The sequence below is a fragment of the Megasphaera jansseni genome, from assembly GCF_047974155.1.
GTDB lineage: Bacteria > Bacillota > Negativicutes > Veillonellales > Megasphaeraceae > Megasphaera.
The window spans coordinates 25,585-49,365 of the sequence record NZ_JBHYRR010000025.1 but is presented as its reverse complement, the minus strand read 5'-3'; the positions used below and the strand labels follow the sequence as shown (position 1 = coordinate 49,365).

23 protein-coding genes are annotated in these 23,781 nt (G+C 54.8%); 17 read left to right on the top strand and 6 right to left on the bottom strand.

The genetic code is table 11. The features are described from left to right. Nucleotides 1–85: 85 nt before the first annotated feature. Nucleotides 86–829: a hypothetical protein gene (locus tag ACE418_RS10050; RefSeq protein ID WP_416450483.1), complete on the bottom strand. Its 744-nt coding sequence runs from the start codon at nt 827–829 to the stop codon at nt 86–88. A 191-nt stretch (nt 830–1,020) separates the two neighbouring features. Between ACE418_RS10050 and selD the strand changes: the two genes are divergently transcribed. The 8 genes from selD (at nt 1,021) to selA (ending at nt 9,141) form a co-directional block, all read left to right on the top strand. Next, nucleotides 1,021–2,058 (top strand): selenide, water dikinase SelD, encoded by a 1,038-nt coding sequence (gene selD, locus ACE418_RS10045; RefSeq protein ID WP_416450482.1) that lies wholly within the window; start codon nt 1,021–1,023, stop codon nt 2,056–2,058. A 100-nt stretch (nt 2,059–2,158) separates the two neighbouring features. After that, nucleotides 2,159–3,451: an adenylosuccinate lyase gene (gene purB / locus ACE418_RS10040; RefSeq protein ID WP_416450481.1), complete on the top strand. Its 1,293-nt coding sequence runs from the start codon at nt 2,159–2,161 to the stop codon at nt 3,449–3,451. A gap of 252 nt (nt 3,452–3,703) precedes the next feature. Further along, nucleotides 3,704–4,846 (top strand): aminotransferase class V-fold PLP-dependent enzyme, encoded by a 1,143-nt coding sequence (locus ACE418_RS10035; protein ID WP_416450480.1) that lies wholly within the window; start codon nt 3,704–3,706, stop codon nt 4,844–4,846. Between the two features lie 100 nt (nt 4,847–4,946). Then, complete coding sequence (gene trxA, locus ACE418_RS10030) at nt 4,947–5,267, top strand: thioredoxin (RefSeq protein ID WP_292297116.1); 321 nt, start codon at nt 4,947–4,949, stop codon at nt 5,265–5,267. Between the two features lie 27 nt (nt 5,268–5,294). Then, on the top strand, nt 5,295–5,552 hold the full coding sequence (locus ACE418_RS10025) for a TIGR03905 family TSCPD domain-containing protein (protein WP_226884366.1): 258 nt from the start codon (nt 5,295–5,297) through the stop codon (nt 5,550–5,552). Continuing rightward, the gene (locus ACE418_RS10020; RefSeq protein WP_416450479.1) at nt 5,552–5,824 is read left to right on the top strand and encodes a DUF3343 domain-containing protein; all 273 of its coding nucleotides are present in this window, start codon (nt 5,552–5,554) and stop codon (nt 5,822–5,824) included. Before ACE418_RS10025 ends, ACE418_RS10020 begins: the two co-directional genes overlap by 1 nt. Before the next feature lie 4 nt (nt 5,825–5,828). After that, entirely contained in the window at nt 5,829–7,751 is a 1,923-nt protein-coding gene (gene selB / locus ACE418_RS10015; RefSeq protein ID WP_416450478.1) for a selenocysteine-specific translation elongation factor, read from the top strand. Then, nucleotides 7,744–9,141 carry an L-seryl-tRNA(Sec) selenium transferase gene (selA, locus tag ACE418_RS10010; RefSeq protein WP_416450477.1) on the top strand — a complete coding sequence of 466 codons (1,398 nt, stop codon included), beginning with the start codon at nt 7,744–7,746 and terminating at the stop codon, nt 9,139–9,141. Before selB ends, selA begins: the two co-directional genes overlap by 8 nt. A gap of 168 nt (nt 9,142–9,309) precedes the next feature. Here selA and ACE418_RS10005 read toward each other — a convergent pair whose 3' ends face one another. Continuing rightward, a complete protein-coding gene (locus ACE418_RS10005; protein WP_416450476.1) occupies nt 9,310–10,323 on the bottom strand; it encodes a LacI family DNA-binding transcriptional regulator in 1,014 nt (337 codons plus the stop codon). A 160-nt stretch (nt 10,324–10,483) separates the two neighbouring features. Here ACE418_RS10005 and ACE418_RS10000 point away from each other — a divergent pair, with 160 nt between their 5' ends. The 4 genes from ACE418_RS10000 (at nt 10,484) to ACE418_RS09985 (ending at nt 13,699) form a co-directional block, all read left to right on the top strand. Continuing rightward, on the top strand, nt 10,484–11,545 hold the full coding sequence (locus tag ACE418_RS10000; protein WP_416450475.1) for a nicotinate-nucleotide--dimethylbenzimidazole phosphoribosyltransferase: 1,062 nt from the start codon (nt 10,484–10,486) through the stop codon (nt 11,543–11,545). Continuing rightward, nucleotides 11,538–11,732 carry a type II toxin-antitoxin system RelB/DinJ family antitoxin gene (locus ACE418_RS09995; protein WP_416450474.1) on the top strand — a complete coding sequence of 65 codons (195 nt, stop codon included), beginning with the start codon at nt 11,538–11,540 and terminating at the stop codon, nt 11,730–11,732. Before ACE418_RS10000 ends, ACE418_RS09995 begins: the two co-directional genes overlap by 8 nt. A gap of 552 nt (nt 11,733–12,284) precedes the next feature. Continuing rightward, nucleotides 12,285–12,608 (top strand): ArsR/SmtB family transcription factor, encoded by a 324-nt coding sequence (locus ACE418_RS09990; protein ID WP_416450473.1) that lies wholly within the window; start codon nt 12,285–12,287, stop codon nt 12,606–12,608. Between the two features lie 80 nt (nt 12,609–12,688). Further along, nucleotides 12,689–13,699 carry an NADH:flavin oxidoreductase gene (locus ACE418_RS09985; RefSeq protein ID WP_416450472.1) on the top strand — a complete coding sequence of 337 codons (1,011 nt, stop codon included), beginning with the start codon at nt 12,689–12,691 and terminating at the stop codon, nt 13,697–13,699. Here the strand turns inward: ACE418_RS09985 and ACE418_RS09980 are convergent. The 4 genes from ACE418_RS09980 to ACE418_RS09965 form a co-directional block, all read right to left on the bottom strand. Then, a complete protein-coding gene (locus tag ACE418_RS09980; RefSeq protein WP_416450471.1) occupies nt 13,691–15,106 on the bottom strand; it encodes an ATP-binding protein in 1,416 nt (471 codons plus the stop codon). The genes ACE418_RS09985 and ACE418_RS09980 overlap by 9 nt on opposite strands. 354 nt (nt 15,107–15,460) lie before the next feature. Continuing rightward, complete coding sequence (locus tag ACE418_RS09975; RefSeq protein WP_416450470.1) at nt 15,461–16,180, bottom strand: energy transducer TonB; 720 nt, start codon at nt 16,178–16,180, stop codon at nt 15,461–15,463. Continuing rightward, a complete protein-coding gene (locus tag ACE418_RS09970) occupies nt 16,177–16,590 on the bottom strand; it encodes an ExbD/TolR family protein (RefSeq protein ID WP_298590882.1) in 414 nt (137 codons plus the stop codon). The genes ACE418_RS09975 and ACE418_RS09970 overlap by 4 nt, the downstream gene beginning before the upstream one ends. Then, on the bottom strand, nt 16,587–17,258 hold the full coding sequence (locus ACE418_RS09965) for a MotA/TolQ/ExbB proton channel family protein (RefSeq protein WP_416450469.1): 672 nt from the start codon (nt 17,256–17,258) through the stop codon (nt 16,587–16,589). The genes ACE418_RS09970 and ACE418_RS09965 overlap by 4 nt, the downstream gene beginning before the upstream one ends. Nucleotides 17,259–17,529: 271 nt before the next feature. Here ACE418_RS09965 and ACE418_RS09960 point away from each other — a divergent pair, with 271 nt between their 5' ends. The 5 genes from ACE418_RS09960 to ACE418_RS09940 are packed head-to-tail and all read left to right on the top strand — an operon-like array spanning nt 17,530 to nt 23,737. Further along, nucleotides 17,530–19,788, top strand: a complete 2,259-nt coding sequence (locus ACE418_RS09960; protein WP_416450468.1) for a TonB-dependent receptor — start codon at nt 17,530–17,532, stop codon at nt 19,786–19,788. 22 nt (nt 19,789–19,810) lie between these two features. Beyond that, nucleotides 19,811–20,842, top strand: a complete 1,032-nt coding sequence (locus ACE418_RS09955; protein WP_416450467.1) for a FecCD family ABC transporter permease — start codon at nt 19,811–19,813, stop codon at nt 20,840–20,842. Then, nucleotides 20,842–21,843: a FecCD family ABC transporter permease gene (locus ACE418_RS09950; protein WP_416450485.1), complete on the top strand. Its 1,002-nt coding sequence runs from the start codon at nt 20,842–20,844 to the stop codon at nt 21,841–21,843. Before ACE418_RS09955 ends, ACE418_RS09950 begins: the two co-directional genes overlap by 1 nt. 15 nt (nt 21,844–21,858) lie before the next feature. Further along, nucleotides 21,859–22,659: an ABC transporter ATP-binding protein gene (locus ACE418_RS09945; RefSeq protein ID WP_416450465.1), complete on the top strand. Its 801-nt coding sequence runs from the start codon at nt 21,859–21,861 to the stop codon at nt 22,657–22,659. Beyond that, nucleotides 22,649–23,737, top strand: coding sequence for an ABC transporter substrate-binding protein (locus ACE418_RS09940; protein WP_416450464.1), 1,089 nt, complete (start codon nt 22,649–22,651; stop codon nt 23,735–23,737). The genes ACE418_RS09945 and ACE418_RS09940 overlap by 11 nt, the downstream gene beginning before the upstream one ends. Nucleotides 23,738–23,781: the final 44 nt, after the last annotated feature.

Below are 23,781 nucleotides of genomic sequence, written 5' to 3'. Positions count from 1 at the left end.
ATGAACTACGAACGAAAAACTTTTAAGTTGAAGGGGCCTCGCATGATGGCAAAAACCTTCGTGCGACAGCCCCTTTTGCATTAAGCTATTCTTCTATTTCTGTATGGATGACGGAGCCGTTGGTGGCATCGATGAGGACGTCGTAGCGGACCGAACCGGAGGTAACGCGGACGTTGTACATCGGATGGAATGCATTTGGCATCATGGCTCCCTGCGGCGGCTGGCCTTTCATATCCGGCTGGCCCGGCTGACCGGAAGCATTCATCAGCGGTTGGCCCTGGGGCGGCGTCATGGGGACGACTTGGTTGTCGGCCTGACCGCCTGGAGCGGCTTTGGCCGTAGCGCCGGCAGCTGCATCTGCTTTTTCTTCATCAGGACGGCCGGGTTTCATGCCTTCCGGTCCGCGCTGGCCGCCTTTTTCATCGCCTTTGCGGTCTTTATCTTTCGGACCATCCTTCCGGTCTCCGCGGCGGTCGTCTTTGCGGCCGTCTTTCGGACCGTGTTTGGCGCTGCTCATATCGAAGAGGGCGACTTCTTTGAAGTCCAGGTCGCTTTCATCCTTGCCGATGGCTTGGGCGGCAGCGGCACAGGCCTGGTCTTCACTGATGAGGGATACATTGCGCTGTTCTGCCTGGGCCTTGGTCATCTGGGCCATGGCTTCGACCCGTTCGGCGTGACGGGCCATGTGCTGCTGATGCAGATAGTAGCGGCCGCCAGCTGTGGCCACTACGCAGACGACGCAGAAGGCAGCAGCGATTTTCGCATTGCGGGCGGTGCAGACTTTATTTTTAATCGAAACGAGTGTATCTTGCCATTTTTCCTGTGTCATGATGAATTCCTCCTGTCTTCAATCACTTATTCTTGACTACGAGGACAGTATAACGGATAAATCTAAAATCGAGCTAAACCAGGCCGTAAGAATTGCATAAATATAGTATAATGTCTGTAGGGCGAGTTATATGCTGTCATTTTGCTTGATGACCTTATTCTGAATACTGTAATACCAAGGAGGTATCTACCATGAACGATGAACGTTTGAAATTGACTCAGATGGCGTCCTGCTCCGGTTGAGGCGCTAAGTTAGGGCCAGGGACACTGGCTCAATTGTTGGACGGGCTTCCAACACATAAAGATGACCGCCTCCTCGTTGGCTATGATAAGAGCGACGACGCGTCGGTCTATCAGGTGAGCGACGATCTGGCTGTCGTCCAAACGGTCGATTTCTTCCCGCCTATCGTCGACGATCCTTATTTATTCGGCCAGATTGCAGCGGCCAATGCCCTGAGCGACGTCTATGCCATGGGGGCCGAAGCGAAACTGGCTATGAATGTCATGTGCGTCAACCTGGCTATGGGCCGCGAGGCTATCCGGGCCATCCTGGAAGGGGGCTACCAGAAGGCCTATGAAGGCGGTGTCATCATCACCGGCGGTCATACCATTGAAGATAAGGAACCGAAATACGGCTTGTCCGTCACGGGTTTCGTCCATCCGCAGCGATTGTTGCGCAACTCATCGGCCCGGCCTGGCGATGTCCTCATCCTGACCAAGCCTTTAGGCGTCGGCATCCTCATGACGGCGGCGCAAGGGGATTTTGTAGAGGCACCGCTCCTCCAGCAGCTCTATGACCAGATGGCCCAGCTCAATAAAGGGGCCCGCGACATCATGGTCCGCTACGAGGTCCACAGCTGCACCGATGTCACCGGTTTCGGCCTGCTCGGCCATGCCTGTGAAATGGCTGATGGCAGCGGGACGACGATTCATTTCAAGGGCGATGCCATTCCCTTCCATAAAGAGGCTCTGGCCATGGCGGCGATGGGATTGATTCCCGCCGGGGCTTACCGCAACCGCGACTTTGCCGCTGGACGCGTCAAGGCGGACGGCGTTGACAAGCGTTTCATGGACATCCTCTATGACCCGCAGACTTCGGGTGGCCTGCTCATGGCTGTCGCCGAAAAAGACGCACCGGCCCTGGAAAAGGCCTTGAAAGACTCGATTCCCTGTGCGGCCATCGTCGGCTATGTGACCGAGCGGGACGAATGGGCCATTGTAATCGAATAAAACTTGTAAAAACGGCTACCTTCAGCCCCATAGATAGTGTATAATAAAGTTGGTGAGTTTTTTTACCGTACTCATGTCAACTACAAAGGAGAGATCAACTGTGATTGAACGCTATACGAAACCGGAAATGGGTCATATTTGGACAGAATACAATGAATGGGATACGATGAAACAGGTCGAAATCCTGGCTAGTGAAGCACAGGCTGAACTGGGCAACATCCCGAAGGAAGCGGCTAAAGAAATTCGCGAAAAAGCTGCTTTTTCTGTCGACCGCATCCATGAAATCGAAGCGGAAACACACCATGACATTGCGGCTTTCGTCTCGACGCTTTCGGAAAATATCGGCGAAGCTGGTAAATATGTACACCTCGGCCTGACCTCGACAGACGTCAAGGATACAGCCCTTGGCTACATGCTCAAACAGGCTTCGGATATCCTCATCAAAGACTTGGAAAACTTCCACGCCGTATTGCGCCGCCGTGCCGTTGAATTCAAATATACGCCGTGCATCGGCCGTACCCATGGCATCCATGCCGAAGCGACGACATTCGGCCTCAAGCTGTGCAACTGGATGGCTGAAATCGAACGCGACATCGACCGCATGAAACACGCCAAAGAAACGATTTCCGTCGGCAAAATCTCCGGTGCTGTCGGTACCTATGCCGACATTGATCCCTTTGTTGAAAAATATGTCTGCGAACACCTCGGCATTGCTGCTTCGCCGATTTCGTCGCAGACCTTGCAGCGCGACCGCCATGCTGAATACGTAACGACCCTGGCTGTCATCGCCAGCTCCATCGACAAGATGGCAACGGAAATCCGTCACCTCCAGCGCACGGAAGTCCGCGAAGCCGAAGAATACTTCAGCCCCAAACAGAAGGGCTCTTCCATCATGCCTCACAAACGAAATCCTATCACTTGTGAACGCATGTGCGGCTTAGCCCGCGTCATCCGCGGCAATGCCCAGGCTGCCCTGGAAGACGTCGCCCTCTGGCATGAACGCGACATTTCCCATTCGTCTGTCGAACGCATCATCCTGCCGGACAGCACGATCGCCCTGGACTACATGCTTCAGACGTTCACCCGTGTCATCGACAAGCTCTTGGTTTATCCGGACAAGATGATGAAAGACCTCAACCTCACTGGCGGCCTCATCTACAGCCCGATTATCCTCAATACGCTCGTTGAAAAAGGCGCTGTCCGCGAACAGGCTTACCGCTGGGTTCAGCGCAATGCCATGAAGCGCTGGCTCGAAGGGGAAGACTTCCTGGAAAACCTGAAAAAAGACGAAGACGTCACGAAATACATGACGGCAGAAGAAATCGAAGGCTGCTTCGACGTCAAGAAGATGCTCAGCCACGTCGATACCATCTTCGCCCGTTTCGGAATTTAAAAATAGTTTGTAGTACGGAGTTTGTAGTTTGTAGAATATGGTTTTAAATTTAAAGCCATCCGCTAACCACTAACTGCTAGCCACTAACAACTAAAAAAGAGGCTGTCGCATTAAGACAGCCTCTTTTTGCTACTCCGGAAATCTGCATCCACGAAAGCCTCTCCTAACAGGAGAGCCGGGCCGCCCTTTGGGCGGCCCCTACGAACCACGAACCACGAACTACGAGCCACGAATCCCTCAGGAGGTGATTTCATGTATTATTTCGATAATGCGGCGACGACGGCGCAGAAACCCGATGCCGTCGCCCAGGCCGTCTATGATGTCCTGTCATCAGGGACAATCGGCAATCCGTCCCGCGGAGCTCACGGCTATGCCCTGAAGGCCTATGGTATCGTCCTGCAGGCGAAAGACGATGTGAAGGCCTTGTTCCACTGCGGGCCGGAGTATGACGTCGCCTTTACCCATAATTCGACGGCAGCCCTGAATATGGGCCTCAAAGGACTCATCCATCCCGGCGACGGCGTCCTGACGACGTCGTGGGAGCACAATGCCGTCCTGCGGCCGCTCTACCAGCTGGAAGCCCAAGGCGTATCCCTGGCCGTCATCGGCAGCGACAGCCCCAGCGGCGCCTTGCAGTATGATGCGATGGAAGCGCTGCTGACACCGCAGACGAAGTGGGTCGTCTGCAACCACGCGTCGAACGTGACCGGCAATGTCCTCGATTTGAATCGCATCAAGGCTTTTTGCCAGCGCCACCATCTGGGGCTCATCGTCGATATATCCCAGACGGCCGGCGCCACGGACGTCGACTTATCCGATGGCGTCGTTACGGCAGCCTGCTTTACAGGCCATAAATCGCTGTACGGTCCCGGCGGGACGGGTGGCATCGTCATCCGCCGCGACACCGCGGTGATGCCGTACATCACCGGCGGCGACGGCGTCCACTCCTTTGAAAAGGAACAGCCGGCGGCAGTCCCCGGTGTTTTTGAAGCGGGTACGGCTAACGTAGCGGGTATTGCCGGCCTCGACGCGGGGATAAATCTGCTCTTGGACGGCGGTGTCGCTGCGGCAGCCGCTCATCAGGACGAACTGGCCCGGATTTTCGTCCCGGCTGTCCGGGAAATCCCCGGCATCTGCCTGTATGGTGATTTTTCCGGTTCCCGTGTCGGTGTGTACAGCCTCAACATAGGGGAAGCCGAATCGGCTGTCGTCAGCGATGTCCTTTGGCAGGAGTACCAGATGGCGACGCGCCCGGCCTACCACTGTGCGCCCCTCATCCATGAGGCTTTGGGGACGGCTGTCCAGGGGACGGTGCGCTTTTCCTTTTCCCAATTCACGACGAAAGAAGACGTCCGGGCTGCTGTGCAGGCTTTGCGGGATCTGGCGGCGAGGTAAGATTTTGGCAATCCATCAGGAAAACTTGACTGCTTTGGTATAGTAATATATAATGGATATAGTCATAAAAGGCAAATAGTCAAGAAAGGTGGAATCTCTCATGGAATATAAATTCACAGCCGATAATTTTCAGCAGGAAGTATTGAACAGCAGTCAGCCGGTCATGGTCGACTTTTTCGCTAACTGGTGCGGTCCGTGCCAGATGATGGGACCGGTCATCGCCAATTTGGCCGAAGAATATGCCGGCAAGATTAAGATCGGTAAGATCAATGTCGATGAAAATCCGGGCGTAGCCCAGTCGTATGACGTCGCAACAATCCCGAACCTGGTCTTCTTCAAAGACGGGAAAGTGGTCAACCGCGTCATCGGCGTCGTCCCGGACAATGTATTGAAAGAAAAATTAGACGCTTTGCTCAAATAAGGAAGCTGGCGCCGGAGGAGAATTGTCATGAAAAACTATTCCTATATGACTCAGGGGACTTGTTCCCGTCAGATTACATTCAGCCTGGAAGACGGCAAACTGCATAACGTCCACTTCGTGGGCGGCTGTCCCGGTAACACCTTGGCTTTGAGCAAGCTGTTGGAAGATACCGATGCCGCACGGGCTGTAAAACTCTTGAAAGGGAATCCTTGTGGGGACCGCGGGACCTCCTGTGCCGATCAGCTGGCCATCGCCGTCGAACAGGCCCTGAAACAAGGTGCCTGATGGCAGCGGCAGTCTATGGCGTCGTCCTGGTACCGTCGACGCGGCAGGCCATGGAAGGCGAAAAGCTGGCAAAAGCAGCCGGCCTGGCCGTGCGCATCATTCCGACGCCAGGGAAGCTCGACGCGTCATGCGGTTTTTCCCTGCGCTATGAACTGGCCGATGAAGCGGCCCTGACAGCCCTCCTCGACGAGAAGGGGCTGCCATGGGCCGCTTTATATCATGCCTGCCGCCAGGGCCTGGCCGTTACGTATACTAAAATCAGAGAAGAGTGATATTATGGCCAGACATATCGTCATCGGCACAGCTGGCCATGTCGATCATGGCAAGACGACGCTGGTCCGGGCCCTGACCGGGATCGAAACGGATACGACAGCGGAAGAAAAGAAACGGGGATTGACAATCAACCTGGGTTTTGCCTGGCTTGACCTGCCCGATGGTACGCGAGCGGGTATCGTCGATGTACCGGGTCATGAAAAGTTCATCAAGAATATGGTCGCCGGCCTGCCGGGCCTCAATATGGTCCTGCTCGTCGTCGATGCCAATGAAGGGGTCATGCCGCAGACGAAAGAACATCTCGACATCTTGACCCTTCTTGGCGTGCATAAATTCATTATTGTCGTCACCAAGGCCGATACGGTCGACGACATGCTGCTTAGCCTGACCTTACAGGATATCCGCCAGAATCTGGCCGATACGGCCGCAGAAAACGCACCGATTGTCGTCACCGATGCCGTCAGCGGCCGCGGACTGACGGAACTGGTCGATGAAATCCAGACCATGGCGGCGAGCCTGCCTATCGAGACAGCCCAGGGGATGGGCCGCCTCAACGTCGACCGTTCGTTCTCCATCAAAGGTTTCGGGACCATCGTCACAGGTACCCTCATCGACGGTCCCATGATGAGTGGCCGCGAAGTCTGGCTCTATCCCGGCGGCCGTCGCCTGCGCATCCGCAATATGCAGGTCCACGAGCAGGATGTCCTGCGGGCAGACCCGCCGCAGCGGACGGCATTGAACCTGGCCGGCATTTCTTGTGGGGCCGTCCATCGCGGCGACGTCCTCTGTACGGCACCGGATTTTGCCGCGACGCGGATGGTCGATGTCAAAGTGACCTGCCTGGCCGATGCCCAGCCTCTCTTTTTATGGCAGCGCATGCGTCTCCTCGTCGGGACGAGGGAAGTCATGACCCGCATCGTGCCTTTAGGGGCCGAACAGATTGCGCCTGGGGCGGAAGGCTTTTTGCAGCTGCGCCTGGAGCAGGATGAAATCTATGTCAAAGCTGGGGACCGCTTCATCTTGCGGACTTTTTCGCCGATGCATACCGTAGCCGGCGGGGAAATCCTCGACGCCCATCCTCAGAAGCACCGCCGCTTCAAAGACGACGTCGTAACCAGCCTGGAAGCCCGCGATGCCGGCTTGACGGATGACGTCGTCGCCGGATTCCTGCGCCTGCGCCAGGTCCCTTTTACCCAGGCGGACGTCATTGCCAGGGAGATGGACCTGCCCATGGACAAGGTGGAACTGGCCCTGGACCATTTGCGGCAAAGCGGGACTATCCGCCGTACCCGGCAGGGCTATATCCACAGCGACGTCTATAAGGCCTGGCAGGCCAAAGCGCTGCAAGTCCTCCTGGCCTACCATACAGAGAAACCCTTGCAGCCCGGGATTCCGCAGCCGGCTTTCCGCAGCCGCCTGCATCTCGATGAAAATGACGGGACGGCTTTGCTGCGGCTGCTGACGGCTGGCGGCGTCTGCCGTCTGTCCCGTCAGTGCGTGGCGGCGAAACAATTCCGCATCACTTTTTCTCCAAGCCAGCGGAAATTACAGTCGGCCATTGAAAAGAAGCTGGACCACAGCGGCTATGTGCCCGTTCCGGTCCGCGAGGTCCTGGCTTTGGGCCGGGAAGCGCAGGACGTCGCCGATGCCCTCAACGGCAAGAGTCTCATCTTTTTGTCGCCCGATTTCGTCTTGTCGAAGCGCTATATGAGAAAAGCCGCAGAAAAAATCTGTCAGTATCTCCAGACGGAGCGCCTGCTGATGCTGGGCGATTTCCGCGATGCCCTGGGAATCAGCCGTCAGCAGGCCCTGCTTATCTTGGAATATATGGACCGCTGCGGCATTACCCGCCGCGTCGGCGATGGCCGCCTGGCCGGGCCGGCGGCCCGGAAATATGAAGCAAAAGGGGAGAATGACCATGAATAAAGAACGACAGCAGCTGCTCCGCCAGCTGCCCGATGTAGATCATTTACTGCAGCGGCCGGTATTGCTGGCCTGGCAGGAACGGAAATCGCGTCAGGCTGTCCGCGATGCTGTCCGGGCCGTACTGGACGAACGGCGCCAGGCCATCTTGGCCGGCCAGTGGGATCAGCCTTTTTCCGGTGATATCTTCGACCAGTCCGTCGTTTCCCGCCTGCAGGCCGAAGAGACAGGCCATCTGCGCCGGGTCATCAATGCGACTGGGACGGTCCTGCATACGAACCTGGGCCGGGCCGTCTTCAGTCCGGACTTGGCCCGTCACATTGCCGGTCTGGCCTGCCATTACAGCAATTTGGAATACGACCTGGCTTCCGGCAAGCGGGGGTCGCGCTATGACCATGTCCGGAAACTCCTCTGTGAGCTGACCGGTGCCGAAGATGCCATCGTCGTCAATAACAATGCCGCTGCCGTTCTTTTGACCCTGGCCAGTCTGGTTACGGGCAGGGATGTCGTCGTGTCGCGGGGGGAACTCGTCGAAATCGGCGGCTCTTTCCGCATTCCTGACGTCATCGAACAGAGCGGCGGCCATATCTGCGAAGTCGGTACGACCAACAAGACCCATCTGGCTGACTACGAACGGGCCATCGGAGAAGAAACGGCGGCCCTCATGAAAGTCCACACCAGTAATTACCGCATCATCGGTTTTATAGAGAGCGTCCCGGCTCCGGACCTGGCTCGCCTGGCCCATGACCACGGCCTGCCCTGTATCAACGACGTCGGCAGCGGCTTGTTCGTCGATTTGGCCGAATGGGGACTGCCCCATGAACCGACGGTCCGTGAAGTGCTGGACGCTGGCTGCGATATCGTGACTTTCAGCGGCGATAAGCTCCTGGGCGGCCCCCAGGCAGGCATCATCGTCGGCAAAGCGGCCTATCTGGAGGCCATGAAACACCATCCCCTGCTGCGGGCCCTGCGCGTCGATAAGATGACCCTGGCCGGACTGGAAGGGACCTTGCGGTCTTATCGCGACGGTACGGCTGTCCGCCAGATACCGACCCTGCGCTGCCTGGCCCAGACGAAGAATGAGACACGGGAACGGGCGGAACGGCTGCTGCAGGCCCTGCATACGGAGGATTTGCCGGCCTGCGTTTCCCTGCGCCAGGTCGACGATTGTGTCGGCGGCGGTGCCTGCCCCGATGCCGTCCTGCCGGGCTGGGCCCTGGCCATTGAACCATATGAACTGTCAGCAGAAGAAATGGAACAGCAGCTGCGCCGGGCCGATATCCCCATCGTCGCCCGCGTCCAGCACTGCGCTGTCGTCCTCTCCCTGCGCACCATCGGCGACGACGAATTCCAGGACGTTGCCCGCATCGTACGGGAAGCGCTGGGCGTTTGAGCGTCACGTGGAGGTTTCTGCCATCCTGTATGAGCGGGCCCCTAGCCCCTAGCCCCTAGCCACTAGCCACGAGCCACTAACCCCTAACCACTAACCCCTAGCCCCTACCCCCTAACCCTAACCACTAAAAAGGAGCTGCTGCGTAAGCAACAGCTCCTTTTTACACCGCTACTGCGGTGATGATTGGCCGATGATTTCTTTTCCTTCTACGAACTGGACCGTAGGGTTCGGTTTTTTCTTTTCGATGAGGTCGACCATGAGGTGCAGACAGTGCTGGCCGATTTCCCCCATAGGGATATCGACGCGGGACAGGGATGGGATGGCGTAATCGTTGAGCTGGGCCATGTTGATCCCGATGGTGAAGACTTCTACGTCCTGCGGAATCGAGATGCCCAGTTCATGGCAGGCATAGAGCATACCGTGAGCCAGTACGTCGGATTCACAGAACATAGCCCGGGGCATCCGTTTTTCTTCGTAGAGCTTTTTCGTAGCTTCTACGGCACTCGATGACGACGTATCGCAGAGGATGATGTTTTCTTCCGGAACGGTGTGACCGGCTTTGGCGAAGGTGTCGAGGAAGCCCTGCATCCACGTGCGCATGATCGGGAACGACGTGTCATGGGTCAGGACACCGGCGTCGAAGATCCCCTTGTTGAGAAAATGACGGGCGACGTTGCAGCCGATGGTATAGTTATCCATGGTGACGCTGCTGTATTTATCCGATTCCCGGTTAAAGAGGACGACAGGACAGGGAATATGGATGGAATTGAGGTAGTCCATATCTTTATTGGACATATTAGCGATAATGATGCCGTTGAAAAATTCATTCTGCATGGCTTCGAGCTGTTTTTGCAGCTGGTCGACCTTATAAGGGACGACGGTCAGATGAATGGCTTTGTCCTGCTTCATGATTTCTTCCTGGATGCCGAGGGTGATGCGGGCCAGGTAGTTGATACGGAAGTCCGTTGCCCAGTAGAAGGCAATGGCATAGCTGTCCTTCTTAGCCGACCGCAGTTTTTTGGCGGATTGGTTGGGGACGTAATTCAGGTCTTGTGCAATTTTGTATATACGCTGTTGTGTTTCCTGCGAGATTTTCCGTTCCCGGCCTTTGCCGTTCAAGACAATGGAAACGGTGGCGATGGAAACGCCAGCAGCTTTGGCAATGTCTTTAATTGTGGACACGATGGCCACCTCCACTCTACTTTTATTTTGACATAAATTAAACGTTTTTTCAAGGAAATCTGTGTTACAGGATGAACAAGTATTCATTTTTCTTGTAAGTCGCGAATCCCTTACAATCATGGTACAATAGAAGCGATTCAGACGAGAAAAGAGGGAATATATGATTGTGAGCTATGAAAATTACCGGTGCCAGGCCCTGTACCAGATCGACAATCTGGCCAAGCCGCCGGGCAGCCTGGGGCTTTTAGAAAAGCAGGCGAAACAGATTTTATTGGCCTGGGGGACTTTTCATCGGGAACTGCGGCCGAAGCACCTCATCTTCGCTGCCGACAACGGCGTCGTCCGGGTCGGCGTGGTTGCGCAGTTATCGGATATCACGTATATGCAGAGCTGCCATATGGTACAGGGGACGTCGGCTGTGACCTGTTTCTGCCGCAGCCAGGGGATTCCCTATGAAGTCGTCGATGTCGGTATCGACAGTGACGATGCCGTCGGCCTGGACCGCAAGATTGCCAGGGGGACGAAGAATTTCGCCGTCGAACCGGCTATGAGCCGGGAAGAGCTGGCCCAAGCCATGGCGACGGGCCGCGAACGGGTGCGGGCAGCGGCAAAAGAAGGCGTCAATCTCCTGTCTTTCGGGGAAATGGGCATCGGCAACACGACGACATCCGCCGCCGTCTTGACGGCGCTGTCGCCGAAAAAGATGTCCTGGCTGACTGGTTTCGGGTCGGCCCGGGGCAATTATAAGCTGCTTTTCCATAAGCGCCGCGTTATTGCCGAAGCTATTAAGCGCTATGAAAATCAGCTGGTGACGCCGGCTGACGCCCTGCGCTGTGTCGGCGGCTTTGATTTGGCCGCACTCTGCGGGGCCATGCTGGCCTGTGCTGATGAAAGGATTCCTTTTTATATCGATGGCTTTATTACGGCGACGGCTCTGGCCTGTGCTATCGCCATGAACCCGGCTGTCCGCGATTATGCCCTGCCGTCCCATATTTCCCGGGAGCCCGGTATGGCCCAGGCCCTGCGCCTGTGTGGCATCGACGAATACGAAGTGCCCATCCAGGCCGGCCTCTCATTGGGCGAAGGGACGGGGGCCGTCTTAGGCGTCATCCTCATGAAGACCATGATGTATGCCGTCTGGCATATGGCTACCCTGGACGGCATCAATCAGGAAGCTCAGGACCGCCATGACAAGTGCAAAGGAGATGAAGAACATGGATGAAGAAACGAGAAAAAAAGCCCGGGCCATCTTTGAGCGCCTGGGCTTGACGGAAGAACAAGCGATTGAACTCTTTTATAAACGGACGATTGCCACCGGGAAAATGCCCTTTGCCGCGGTCGAAGGAGAACCTAAAAAAATCAAGAAAAAACGCATGAACGAACGCTTCGCCGAATGGGATGCTTTTTGACGGACCGCAGAAGCTCAATTCGTGCAGTCATCTTTGCTTGTCTTTGCCGGACTGGCGGCGTCGAAAAGCCTCGACAGAGCCCCGCTATGCCTGCGTTTTTCTCCTTGCCGGTCCGGCAAATCCGGCGCAAATCTGACCGCGTCATTGAGCTCCTGCGGTCCTTGCGGCATGGGGCCGCTTTGCATCTGGTGCCATATCGAACAATGCCTTTACGCAGAAGTCCTGTAGGGGCGCCACGTGGGGCGCCCGCCATGAGCCACTAGCCACGAACCACGAGCCACGCTTTCTCCCAGTCCGGCAAATCCGGCGCAAATCTGACCGCGTCATTGAGCTCCTGCGGTCCTTGGAGACATGGGGAGTCTCTGCCTTGCATCGGGTGCCATATCGAACAATGCCTTTACGCAGAAGCCCTGTAGGGGCGCCACGTGGGGCGCCCGCCACGAACCACGAGCCACTAGCCACGAACCACGAGCCACTTCTTGACAGATGGAGCATTTAGGCTTATACTACTTTTAGATTGAGATGTAGATATATAGCGAAAGGTAGATATAAATGGATAAGAATCAGTTAATGGAAATGTGCAAAGCCTTGTCCAATGAGACGCGGGTCAATATCCTGCTTTGGCTGAAGGAGCCAGAAAAATATTTTCCGCCCCAGGGTTGTCATCTGCCGCCGGGAACGGAGTTCACAGGTGGTGTCTGTGTCGGCTCGATCCAGGATAAGGCTGGGATTTCTCAATCGACGATTTCCCATTACCTGGACATGATGCAGCGCGCCGGATTGTTGTCGACCGAGCGTTTGGGCCGCTGGACGTACTATCGCCGCAATGAGCAGGCTTTGCAGGAATTAGCTCATTTCATTGGCCACGATTTATAGGATCGGGCCATCTTTTTTCACTATATAAATCTATAATCATAGAAATATATATATTTAGAAACTACAGAAAGAGGGAGTTTATGATGTATCCATTATTACACGAAACGCTGAAAGTTGGCTCTATGGTCTTGAAGAACCGCCTGGTCATGCCGCCGATGGCAACGGAAAAGTCGGCGAAAGGTCAGGTGACGGACGGGCTGGTCGCATATTATGATGAAATGGCCCGCAGTGGTCCGGGCCTGATTATTCAGGAACATAGCTTTGTTTCGCCTGAAGGCCGGGCCAGTGCCAATCAGGTATCGCTGGCAGCAGACGCCGATATTCCCGGCCTGCGCCGGGTGACGGCTGCTGTCCATGCTCATGGTGTACCGATTTTGGCGCAGATCAGTCATGCCGGCAGTGCGGCTCATCGGGCCATTACGGGTCAGGAAGTCATCAGTGCCAGTGCCGTTCCCAATCCGTCGCGGGCGGCTTCGGTTCATGGACAGCCGGAATTTCCCCGGGAAATGACCCTGGGCGATATCCAGCGCATCATCCAGGCCTTTGTCGACGCTGCTGTCCGGGCGCAGCAGGCAGGCTATGACGGCGTAGAAATCCATTCGGCTCATGGCTATCTGTTGGACCAGTTCTATTCGCCGCTGACCAACAAGCGGACGGATGCCTATACGGGACAGACTATGGCTGGCCGGACCCGACTGCACGTTGAAATCATTCAGGCTATCCGCCGCCGTTTGGGCAGTGATTTTGTTCTTTCCCTGCGCCTTGGTGGCAGTGACTATATGAAAGGTGGCGCCGCTGCCGGTGAAATTGCTGAAGCGGCTAAAATCTTTGAAGCAGCCGGCATCGACATGCTCAGCCTTTCCGGCGGCATGAGCGTCTTTTTCCGTCCTGGACATACAGAAGCCGGGTATTTTGCCGAATTATCGGCAGCGGCTAAAGCGGGGACGACCCTGCCTGTCTTGCTGACCGGCGGTATTACTGACGGTGATGAAGCCGAAAGCTTCCTGGAAAAAGGACAGGCCGACCTCATCGGCATCGGCCGGGCGGCACTCCGGGATCATCAGATTTACCAAAAAATCTTGTCAATGTGACGTATACATTTGCGGTAAATCAATAGGCATGATGGCTTCTTCTTTTTGGTGGGTCAAAATCCAATCAGAAAAACCACTCTTTGAAAAAAGCAGATACTGGACGGTTCGATAATGATGGTCTATAAGTCCTGTGCGGTCGCGCAGGGTTTCATAGACGGATTTGTCGAGCCGTTCATTTTTAAATTTACATTCTCCTAAAACGGCTTCTTTCTTTATGGTATCCAAACCGACAACGTCAATGTCCGTTTCTTCTTTCTTTCGTGGGTCCGTTCCCCACCATTTGCCTACACGAGTTATCATACAAGGAAGATTTCCTGTCAATCCCATATATAAAGTATAGTGGCGGCACATATCTTCAAAGACGTCGCCCATATAATCTGAAATCCCTGGTTTTACGACATGTTGATAATATGCGTCGCCGTGACCGAGTTCAATGGCATCAATGCCATTTGGCAGAAAGCGGTACCAGAAGCGGAACATGTGGTCGGCAAAAGTATAGCGGACTTTGCGCTTATTCCGTTCATCCGTAATGGCATATTCTTTTTTTAAGATTCCTGTTTTAATAAGATTTTGTATGGCATGACTTGTCGTAGATGGCTCTAAATGGGTGAGGTCTGCGATAGCATTTTGTTTCGTTCTCCCTGACGCAATGGCTTCGATGATGGCATTATATGTCGTAATATTGCGGAATTCCTGTGTCAGCAGATTGGATGGCTCTTCATACATATAGCCGGTTTTTGAGAAGAATAAGCTGATTATATTTTCGTCTAAAGATTTCGTATCCCGCAGTAAGGATAAGTACTTTGCGACGCCACCCGTAATCCCGTAACATACTGCTTTTTCAGCGGGCGTATAGGATGGGACGAAATCAGCAGCTTCGCAATAAGAAAATGGTTTGACTTGTATTTGGGCTGTCCGCCTGCCGAAAAGAGGACTTTTTTCGCTCAATACTTCTTCTTCCATGAAGCTGATAGAGGAGCCACAAAGAATCAAATACATATTTCCTTGCATCCATTCGGTGTCGATATATTTTTGTAATATAGATAATAGTTCTGGAGCTTGTTCTGCAAGATAAGGGAATTCATCGATAATAAAAAGGATGCGTTCTTCTCGACATTTGTTGGAAAGAAAAGCGAATAACTCTTCATACGTTGAAAAGGTTAACGTATTTAAGTCCGGAGCCAGGACATCAAGGACTCTCCGGCTCAAGAGTTGTAAATTCCGTTGGAGACCATTGCGGGCCGCCGTGTAAAAGATAGCTTTTTTTCCTCGGATAAAATGACTGAGTAAAGTGGATTTACCAATGCGCCGACGTCCGTAAACGACCATCATTTGGAATCCTTCTGTTTCATATAGTTTTTCTAGAGCAGCTAACTCTTCTTTTCTGCCAATAAATGGTTGATACATAAAGATGCCCTCCTTCTTTATTGAAATATAATTCATTGAAACATGTTTCATTGAATTATATTTCAATGAAATTATACCATAAAAATAGAGCCATCGCACGAAGGCTTCTGCTATCCTGCGAGGTTCTTTTTAAATTTAAAACCATCCGCTCACCCCTCACCCCTAACAACTAAAAAAAGGGACTGTCGCACGAAGGATTCTGCCATCATATGAGGTCCCTTTTACTTTATAGTTTGTAGCACGGAGTTTGTAGTTTTCAGAAAAGACCGTTAAATTTAAAGCCATTCGCTAACAACTAACTGCTAGCCACTAACCACTTTAAAGGGCTTGTCGTCGTGCGACAAGCCCTTTTTTTTAATGCCCGTGGAAATTGATGGTTTTTGTCGTTCTGCAGGGAACGGGATCGCCGTTACTGTTGCGGGCCGGTTCAAAGGAATAATTGTAAATGGCTTGCTGGGCAGCTGCATCCATTTCGGGATAACCGGAAGAGCCGGCGACGGAAGCGGATTGGACACTGCCGTCGGCTCCGACGACGATGGATAAGGTAACAGATCCGCTGATGCCCTTGCCTTGCAGCGAAGGCGGGAAGGCGGGCGGTGCCGCTGCTACGACATGGGGTGGGGTAGCCGGTTTCATGGCGTTGCCATTACCCGGGGCAGAGCCGTCGCCACCGCCGCCAGTACCGCCTTTTTCCGTATGGCCCTGGCCACTGCCTTCAGCGCTGCCCTTTTCATGGGAATCACTGCTGGCATGGCTGTCTTGGTTCGGCGAAGGCGTCTGGTCCTGTTTCTGTTCGTCTTCCTGTTTTTTATCATCTGGCGGCACTTCCTTATCGGTCGGGATGGAAATATCGACGGATGGAGTCGGTGCCGACGGAGCCGGTGCACTGTCGCCACCGGCAGCTGGTGCGGCAGCGCCCGATGCGTCGTAGACCGTGACGTCGACAGGTGGTTTTTCTTCAGACTGGGATAAGCTGGCGAAAAGGCCTGTTGCTGCCAGTATCAGCAAGACGACGACGTGAAAGGCGATGGACGCACCCCAGCCTGTATACAGCTGCCGCTGGGCTGTCGTCATGACTTGCCTCCTGATTCTGCCGCCAGGCCCAGGCGGTCGATGCCGGCGCTGCGGAAGGCATCGAGGAGCTGGACGACGTTGCCGTAATCAATTCCTTCATCGGCGCGGAGGACGACGGCGAATTTTGCACTCCGTTCTTTTTCGGCTTTCGCCTGTGTGAGCAGGACGTCCTGGCTGATGGGCTTGTCTTCTAAATAGAGCGTCCCGTCTTTCTTCATGGTGACTAAGTAGGTCACGTTCATCTGGGTTTCGGCGTGTTCTGCCTTGGGGACTGCGACGTGGACCGTCTTCAAATTGACCATGTAGAGCGTACTGATCATAAAGAATACGAGCAGGAAGAACATGATGTCGATCATCGGGATAATCATGACTTCGGGCTTAGAAAATTGTCTCCTGTCGCGAAGTCTCATGCAGCGGCACCTGCTTTCCGGGAAACGGTCTGGATGTCGTTGACGCTGGTTTCAGCAAAAGCAGCCCGGTTGTCTTCGATGAGGGAGAAGCACTGTTCCATATCGGTGACGACGGCGTCGATACGCTGGGTGTAATAAGAATGGACAACCAGCGCGATGATGGCGACGCACAAACCCATGGCTGTCGCAATCAGGGCTTCACCGACCCCACCGGTGATGGCCGTAGCCTGGCCCGATTCGAGGTTGAAGACGCTGAACGACGAAATCATGCCGCTGATCGTACCGAGGAGGCCGAGCAGTGGAGCCATGGTGACGATGACGCTTAAATAATAAAGGCGTTTGCGAAGCCCGGCTAAGGCGATGCCGGAATGGACTTCCAAGTAAGAATTGAGTTTTTCCGAATTGGTACTGTAACGGTTGAGGCCGTCTGTGATGATGTCGGCCAAAGCCCCTTTGGTCGAGCCGGCCAAATCACGGGCTACTTGGAATTCTTTGTTATAGACCCGCATGGCAAAGAGACGGGAAAAGGCACGGCCTGAATCGGCATGGTAAAAAAATAAGCCTCGTTCAATACCGATGGCTATAACAAAAATAGAACATAAGAGCAGGATGTACATGACAATCCCGCCTTTTTGAAACATCGTAATCGCACTCAGAATATACTCCATGTGTACCTCCTAAATAATTTTCACTTTCAATTAACTTCGATAGCGGAGCAAGTATATCATAAATAAATTGAAAATGCAATGAAAATAACTGTCACGATTTAAACACAAAAATATGTATTTTTGTGGCGTAAAGATAATTAAAATAAGTTTTAATCGAATTATCTTTAAATTATTTGACAACGATAATAAAATCATGTATCATTAGCACTGCTTTCATAGCATTAATAATGAGAATATATAATCGTTACAAAAAGAGAAAGGAGACATGTACGTGAGAAAAAAGACGATGCGCTTATGGGTCCTGATGGCCTTGGCCAGCACGACCTTATCCGGCATGAGCCTCTATGGGGCTGCTGCTTATGCCGATGATGTCATGCCCGTCTATGATTTAGGATCCGATGACGTTTACGATACCTATGAAGCACCGAAAGAGGAGGCGGCACCGCCACCAGCACCAGAACCCAAAGCGGCTGAACCGGAACCGGTGCCGGAAGAACAGCCACCGCAGACCTTTGCAGGCGGACAGGTGTCGACGACGAGCCATATGGGTGCCTTAGGGGATCAAAAAATCCTCGATGTACCGTTCAATGTCGTCGGTATCAGTTCCAAGACTATGGAAGATCAGCAGGCAGCAAACGTTTCCGACGTCACTTCCAACGACCCGTCGGTCAGCGACCAGACTTTGTCCGGTGCTTCCAGCGCCTGGAATATCCGCGGCTTCAAGACGACCCAGCAGGACGTCCAATGGGACGGTATCTACGGTGTCGGGCCGCGTTTCTACAGTGGTGTCGAAGCCTTGGATCGCGTGGACATCATCAAGGGGCCGAGCGCACTCTTAGGCGGTTTGGCGCCGAACGGTACCGTTGGCGGTACGATTAATTTCGTTCCCAAGCGGGCAGAAGACACGCCGATCCGCGACTTGACCGTATCCCTCGGGTCGGGCGCACAGCTGACGGAACACCTCGATGTCGGCCAGCGCACGAAAGACGGGAAATACGGTGTCCGCGTCAACGTCCTTAACCGCGGCGGCGGCCATACCGTCAACGATGATGAACGGGAAAAGACGACCAGCGTCAATGTCGCCTTGGATGCGAAGGGCGACCGCTACCGGGCTTCCCTCGACTTGGGCTATGTCTATGACCACATCGACAATCCGCAGTACCGCGTCACCTTTGGATCGGATTTCCTGAAAAATGTCTCGTACATGCCTAAAGCTTATATACACTCGAAATTCGGGGCCCCCGGTACGTACCGGACGGTCGTCGAAAAATATGGCGTTTTCCACGGCGAATACGACCTCAACAAAGACTGGACGGCCTTTGCCGCTATCGGCTTGCGCGATACATCCATGGATTACTTGTATAATACGTTCCAGCTCACTAATAAGAGCGGCAAGTCGACGGTAGCCTATAATTACAATAATCAAGTCAATAAGGCCGATACGGAAGAAGTGGGCATCCGCGGCAAGGTGAAGACAGGGGACATCAATCACGAACTCGTCCTCAGCGCCGACCGCGTCCACTACACGCGTTACATGGCCAACCGCAAGATCAAGACAGCCCTTGGCAAGAACTACAGTTATACGACCAACTTCTACGACCCGCAGTTCCAGGGCTATCCGGATCATGATGCCTGGGCAGAGCCGAAGAATGATGAAACGACGTTGACCGGCGTCGCCCTGACCGATATCCTGTCGACCAAAGATGATGCCTGGAAGTTCATTATCGGCGGCCGTTTCCAGCGGGCTAAATTGGAAAACTTCAATAATACCGTCAGCTCGACGGCGAATACGGCCAGCTCGTCGGATGAAACGGTCTTCTCGCCGTCGTACGGCATCGTCCACAAGATGGGCAAACACGCTTCCATCTACGCCAACTACATGCAGGGCCTGGAAGCCGGGGAAACCGTTACCGATACGAATGCGGCCAACTACGGTCAGTCCTTTGCCCCGTATAAGACGAAACAGTACGAAATCGGCACGAAGTTCGATTTCGGCAAATACACGACGACCCTTAGCGCTTTCACTATCCGCGAACCGTCGCTCATCGAAAATGAATTGACGAAATACTACGAATTGACAGGGGAAGTCCGCCACCGCGGCATCGAATGGAATATCTTTGGCGAACCGAAGAAGGGGACCCGTATCCTCGGCGGCGTCAGCTATCTCGATGCCAAGTATACCAATTCCCAGGATGGCCAGTATAATGGCAACCAGGTCGCCGGGACGTCCCGCTGGACGGCTACGATGGGCCTGGAACAGGATATCAAGTCCGTACCGGGCCTGACTTTCACGACGCGCATGATTTACAACAGCTCGGCCTATGCCAATGCGGCCAATACGCTGCGCGTCGCTCCCTGGACCCGCTGGGATGTGGGCGCCCGCTATTCCTTCAAGAGCGGCGGCACGCCGATGACGGTCCGTTTCGACGTCCTCAACGTCTTCAACCGCAACTACTGGCACGCCCTGGAAAATGCCGTGTACCTCGGCCAGGCCCGGACGTACCTCTTGTCCTTCAATATTAAGTTGTAAGGCGACAGAAAGGAATGACACTATGCGTATTTCCCAGCCAGGCAGGGGAGGATACAGCCGCCACAGCAATGGTTTCGCCATTGCCCTGGCCTGTGTCCTGGCTGCCGTCCTAGTGGGCCTGTCCCTGCTGTTCCTGACTGTCGGCGCCCGGGATATTTCCGTGCAGGCCATTTGCCAGTCTTTCACCACCTATGACCCGGATGATGCGGCGCAGCTGCTGGTACGCACGCTGCGCCTGCCGCGCCTGCTGGCTGCCTTGCTCTGCGGTGCCGGATTTGCTGTATCCGGCGCTCTCATGCAGGGCGTTACCAACAATCCCATGGCCAGTCCGTCCATCCTCGGCGTCAATGCTGGCGCCGGCCTGGGACTGGCAGTAGCCATGATCTTCTTTCCCGATGCTGAATTGACAGGGACGATTTTCTTCTCCTTTGCTGGCGCTGCCATTGCGACCTTTTTCATCATGGCCATGGCTTTCCGTGTCAGCGGTTCTTCTTCCAAAGTCTATCTGACCCTGGCCGGTGTGGCCATTGGGGCTATTTTTTCGGCCATTACTCAGGCTCTGGTCGTCTTCTTTGACGTTGCACAGGACGTCAGTTACTGGACGGCCGGCGGTATCAGCGGCATCCGCATGACCCAGATTGCCGCAGTCCTGCCCTGGGTCCTGGCCGGTTTTATATTGGCCCTGTTTATTTCTAAATCCGTGACCCTCCTGACCTTTGGCGAAGAAGTCGCCATCGGCCTGGGCGGCAAGATCCTGCGCATCCGCGTCCTGGCAGGGATTACGGTCCTGCTCCTCAGCGGGGCTGCCGTCGCCGTCGCCGGTCCTGTCGGTTTCATCGGCCTGGTGACGCCGCACATGGCCCGTTATCTCGTCGGCATCGACTACCGCAAGGTCGTTCCCATTGCGGCCCTGCTCGGCGCCATCCTGGTCGTCGCAGCCGATATGGCGGCCCGTCTCGTTTCGCCGCCTTTTGAATTGCCTCTCGGCGCGGTTACGGCCCTTATCGGCGTACCTTTCTTCTTATATCTTGCCAACCGAAAGGGGATGAAGTGATGCGCTCTTATTCTTATAGCCTTTGCATCGCCATCCTGGTGCTGCTGACGGCGGCTATCTTTATCATCCACGTCGGTACGGGCTTTACGTATTTCTCATATGACCAGCTGATCCGCATCCTCCTGGGCGGCGGGACGCCGGAAGAACGGCTGACGGTCTTCGATTTCCGCCTGGTACGCTCGATTTTAGCTCTGCTGGTCGGCATGGGATTGTCCCTGTCGGGGACGATTTTTCAGACTGTTTCCAAGAACGGCCTGGCCAGTCCCAGCCTGCTTGGCGTCAATGCCGGCGCCGGTTTTGCCGTCTTATTGCTCATCTATCGCCAGTCGGCGACAGAAGCCCTGCCCATTTGGGCCCTGCCCCTGGCTGCCATTGCCGGAGCTTCGCTGACGGCGCTCATCATCTACCGCCTGTCTTACCGGAAAGGGCGCAAGACGTCGATGTATACGCTCATCTTGAATGGCGTCTCCCTGGCCGCCGGCATCCATGCCCTGGAAATCGTCCTCATCGTCCGCCTGGATTCGACGAAATTCCACCAGGTCAATGCCTGGATCATCGGCAGTATCTTCGGCAACTCCTGGGGGCACGTCGCCGTCTTGCTGCCCGTCGTTCTCGGCTTGGGCCTCTTTTTATGGTTCCGCCATCGCGACTTGGACATCCTCAGTTTATCCGATGAAACGGCAATCGGTCTGGGTCTCAATATCAACCGCAGCCGCTTCCTCTACCTGATGACGGCTGTCGTCCTGGCTGCCTGCTGTGTCGCTGTCGGCGGCAGCATCGCCTTCATCGGCCTCATCTGCCCGCACATCGCCCGGCGCCTGGTCGGTGTCCGCCATAGCCGGGTCCTTCCGGCTTCGGCCTTGCTGGGGGCCCTCCTGTTGTGTACGGCCGACTGGGTGTCGCGGGTCATCATCGCGCCTGATGAAATGCTCGTCGGCACGATTGTAGCCCTCATCGGGGCCCCTTATTTCATGTATCTCTTTTTGAAGAAACCTGTATAAAAGAAAGGACTATCTATGGAACTGGAAGCACGACATCTGTACGCCGGCTATGATAATAACGTCATCATCCGCGATTTGACGCTGCGCATCCCGACCGGGAAGGTAACGGCCCTCATCGGGGCCAATGGCTGCGGCAAGTCGACGCTGCTCAAGACGATTTGCCGGATTCAGCCGCCTTTGAAGGGGCAGGTCCTGCTCGACGGCGTATCGGTCCATGAACAGGACAGCCGGCGTCTGGCTGCGTCCCTGGCTATTTTGCCGCAGAACCCCAGTGCGCCCGGCGGCCTGACCGTGCGGGAACTGGTCAGTTATGGCCGGGCACCGCATCAGAAACACGCCTTTTCCGGCCTGACCCGGGAAGATGCTGAGATCATCGATTGGGCCCTGGCCGAAACAGATATGACGGAATTTGCCAACCGGCCTATTGAGCAGTTATCCGGCGGCCAGCGGCAGCGGGCCTGGATTGCCATGGCCGTAGCCCAGCATACGGACATCTTGTTCCTCGACGAACCGACGAGTTTCCTCGATATTTCCCATCAAATGGAAATCCTGACACTCGTCCGCCGCTTGAATCGGAAATACGGCAAGACCATCGTCATGGTCATTCACGAACTCAATGAAGCCGCCCGTTTTGCCGACTATATCATTGCCATGAAGAAAGGGGAAATCCGCTTTTCCGGTACGCCGGAAGAAACGATGACCCAAGAGATGCTGGGCGACGTCTTTGGCGTCGAAGCTGAAATCATGCAGGACCCGCGGACGAAGCGGCCGTTCTGTATCCCTTATGTCCGGGAAGGAGCGGCTCATGACGAGTAATGCCAAGGTGAAAGGCCTTTGCGCCGGACTGGGACTGATGCTGGCGGCGACCTTCCTCGGTGGTTGTGCCACTTTGTCCTGGCAGAGTGTCGGCGGTGACCTGCCCGTGCTCGATCAGGAGTCTATGCGCTCCGATACGCCTCAGGCTATTGACCAGGAATTGCAGAAACGCTTTGCTAAGAAGGAGGCGGCGGCCCAGGCTATGTTCAGCTACGATGGCGATGGGTACCGGGTACTGCATCATAAATATGGGACGACCATCCTGCCGGACCAGCCCCAGCGGGTCGTCGTCATCGGCATGGAAGATCCCATGGTGGCTTTGGGGGTTCCTATGGTGGCGGCTCATGACCGGCCTGATTCCTACTTGCATGAGACGCTGGCCGCTCAAGGCGTCGACAACATTTACATCAATGACAGTACTAATACAATCAACCTGGAACAGGTCCAGGCGGAAAAGCCGGACCTCATCATCCTCCGCGATTCGTATGACCGCAATGCTTATGTGGCCCTGAGTAAAATCGCTCCCGTAGCGGCTTTTGACCTGCAGGATGCCGAGACATCCCTCCTGGCCATGGCCATCACCCTGGGGCAGCCTGAGCGGGGGGCTGAACGGCTTCGCCAATATTATGACGTCGTCAAGCAGGCCCGCCTGGCCATCAAATCCCGTATCGGCAACCGCAGTGTCGCCCTGGTGCGGGTCTTGAAGAAAGAAATACGGCTTTACCCTTATCCGGGAAATGCCATCAATAAATTCATGTATGAACTCCTCAATCTCTATCCGCCGCCGTTGGCCGTAGCTATGGGCAGCAGCAAGAACATGGCCTTGTCGCTGGAAGCCATCCCCGACTTCCAGTGCGATTATATCCTGGTCAGCTGCGGCTACGGCATGAGCAGCGGCGAAAACAACAACGCCGCCCAGCGCCGTTATGAAAGCTTGCAGGCCGATCCCTTATGGCAGCATGTACCGGCTGTCCGGGAAGGCCACGTCAAGGAGGTCGACAGTGTCGTCTGGAATTCCCACGGCATCATAGCCAAAGAAGCCGTCATCAAAGAACTCCAGGACTGGCTGGCCCCGTGAAGGGCGGGCTGCTAACCCCTAACCCCTAACCACTAACAACTAAA

Excerpts from the sequence above, each read along its gene's own strand:
- ACE418_RS09970 (WP_298590882.1), bottom strand. The coding sequence starts at position 16,590 with ATGAGACTTCGCGACAGGAGACAATTTTCTAAGCCCGAAGTCATGATT.
- ACE418_RS10050 (WP_416450483.1), bottom strand. The coding sequence starts at position 829 with ATGACACAGGAAAAATGGCAAGATACACTCGTTTCGATTAAAAATAAA.
- ACE418_RS09995 (WP_416450474.1), top strand. The coding sequence starts at position 11,538 with ATGGATGAAGAAACGAGAAAAAAAGCCCGGGCCATCTTTGAGCGCCTG.
- ACE418_RS10020 (WP_416450479.1), top strand. The coding sequence starts at position 5,552 with ATGGCAGCGGCAGTCTATGGCGTCGTCCTGGTACCGTCGACGCGGCAG.
- ACE418_RS09990 (WP_416450473.1), top strand. The coding sequence starts at position 12,285 with ATGGATAAGAATCAGTTAATGGAAATGTGCAAAGCCTTGTCCAATGAG.
- selB (WP_416450478.1), top strand. The coding sequence starts at position 5,829 with ATGGCCAGACATATCGTCATCGGCACAGCTGGCCATGTCGATCATGGC.
- ACE418_RS09945 (WP_416450465.1), top strand. The coding sequence starts at position 21,859 with ATGGAACTGGAAGCACGACATCTGTACGCCGGCTATGATAATAACGTC.
- ACE418_RS10035 (WP_416450480.1), top strand. The coding sequence starts at position 3,704 with ATGTATTATTTCGATAATGCGGCGACGACGGCGCAGAAACCCGATGCC.
- ACE418_RS09955 (WP_416450467.1), top strand. The coding sequence starts at position 19,811 with ATGCGTATTTCCCAGCCAGGCAGGGGAGGATACAGCCGCCACAGCAAT.
- trxA (WP_292297116.1), top strand. The coding sequence starts at position 4,947 with ATGGAATATAAATTCACAGCCGATAATTTTCAGCAGGAAGTATTGAAC.
- ACE418_RS10000 (WP_416450475.1), top strand. The coding sequence starts at position 10,484 with ATGATTGTGAGCTATGAAAATTACCGGTGCCAGGCCCTGTACCAGATC.
- ACE418_RS09950 (WP_416450485.1), top strand. The coding sequence starts at position 20,842 with ATGCGCTCTTATTCTTATAGCCTTTGCATCGCCATCCTGGTGCTGCTG.
- ACE418_RS10025 (WP_226884366.1), top strand. The coding sequence starts at position 5,295 with ATGAAAAACTATTCCTATATGACTCAGGGGACTTGTTCCCGTCAGATT.
- ACE418_RS09940 (WP_416450464.1), top strand. The coding sequence starts at position 22,649 with ATGACGAGTAATGCCAAGGTGAAAGGCCTTTGCGCCGGACTGGGACTG.
- ACE418_RS09980 (WP_416450471.1), bottom strand. The coding sequence starts at position 15,106 with ATGTATCAACCATTTATTGGCAGAAAAGAAGAGTTAGCTGCTCTAGAA.
- selA (WP_416450477.1), top strand. The coding sequence starts at position 7,744 with ATGAATAAAGAACGACAGCAGCTGCTCCGCCAGCTGCCCGATGTAGAT.
- ACE418_RS09975 (WP_416450470.1), bottom strand. The coding sequence starts at position 16,180 with ATGACGACAGCCCAGCGGCAGCTGTATACAGGCTGGGGTGCGTCCATC.
- ACE418_RS09985 (WP_416450472.1), top strand. The coding sequence starts at position 12,689 with ATGATGTATCCATTATTACACGAAACGCTGAAAGTTGGCTCTATGGTC.
- ACE418_RS09965 (WP_416450469.1), bottom strand. The coding sequence starts at position 17,258 with ATGGAGTATATTCTGAGTGCGATTACGATGTTTCAAAAAGGCGGGATT.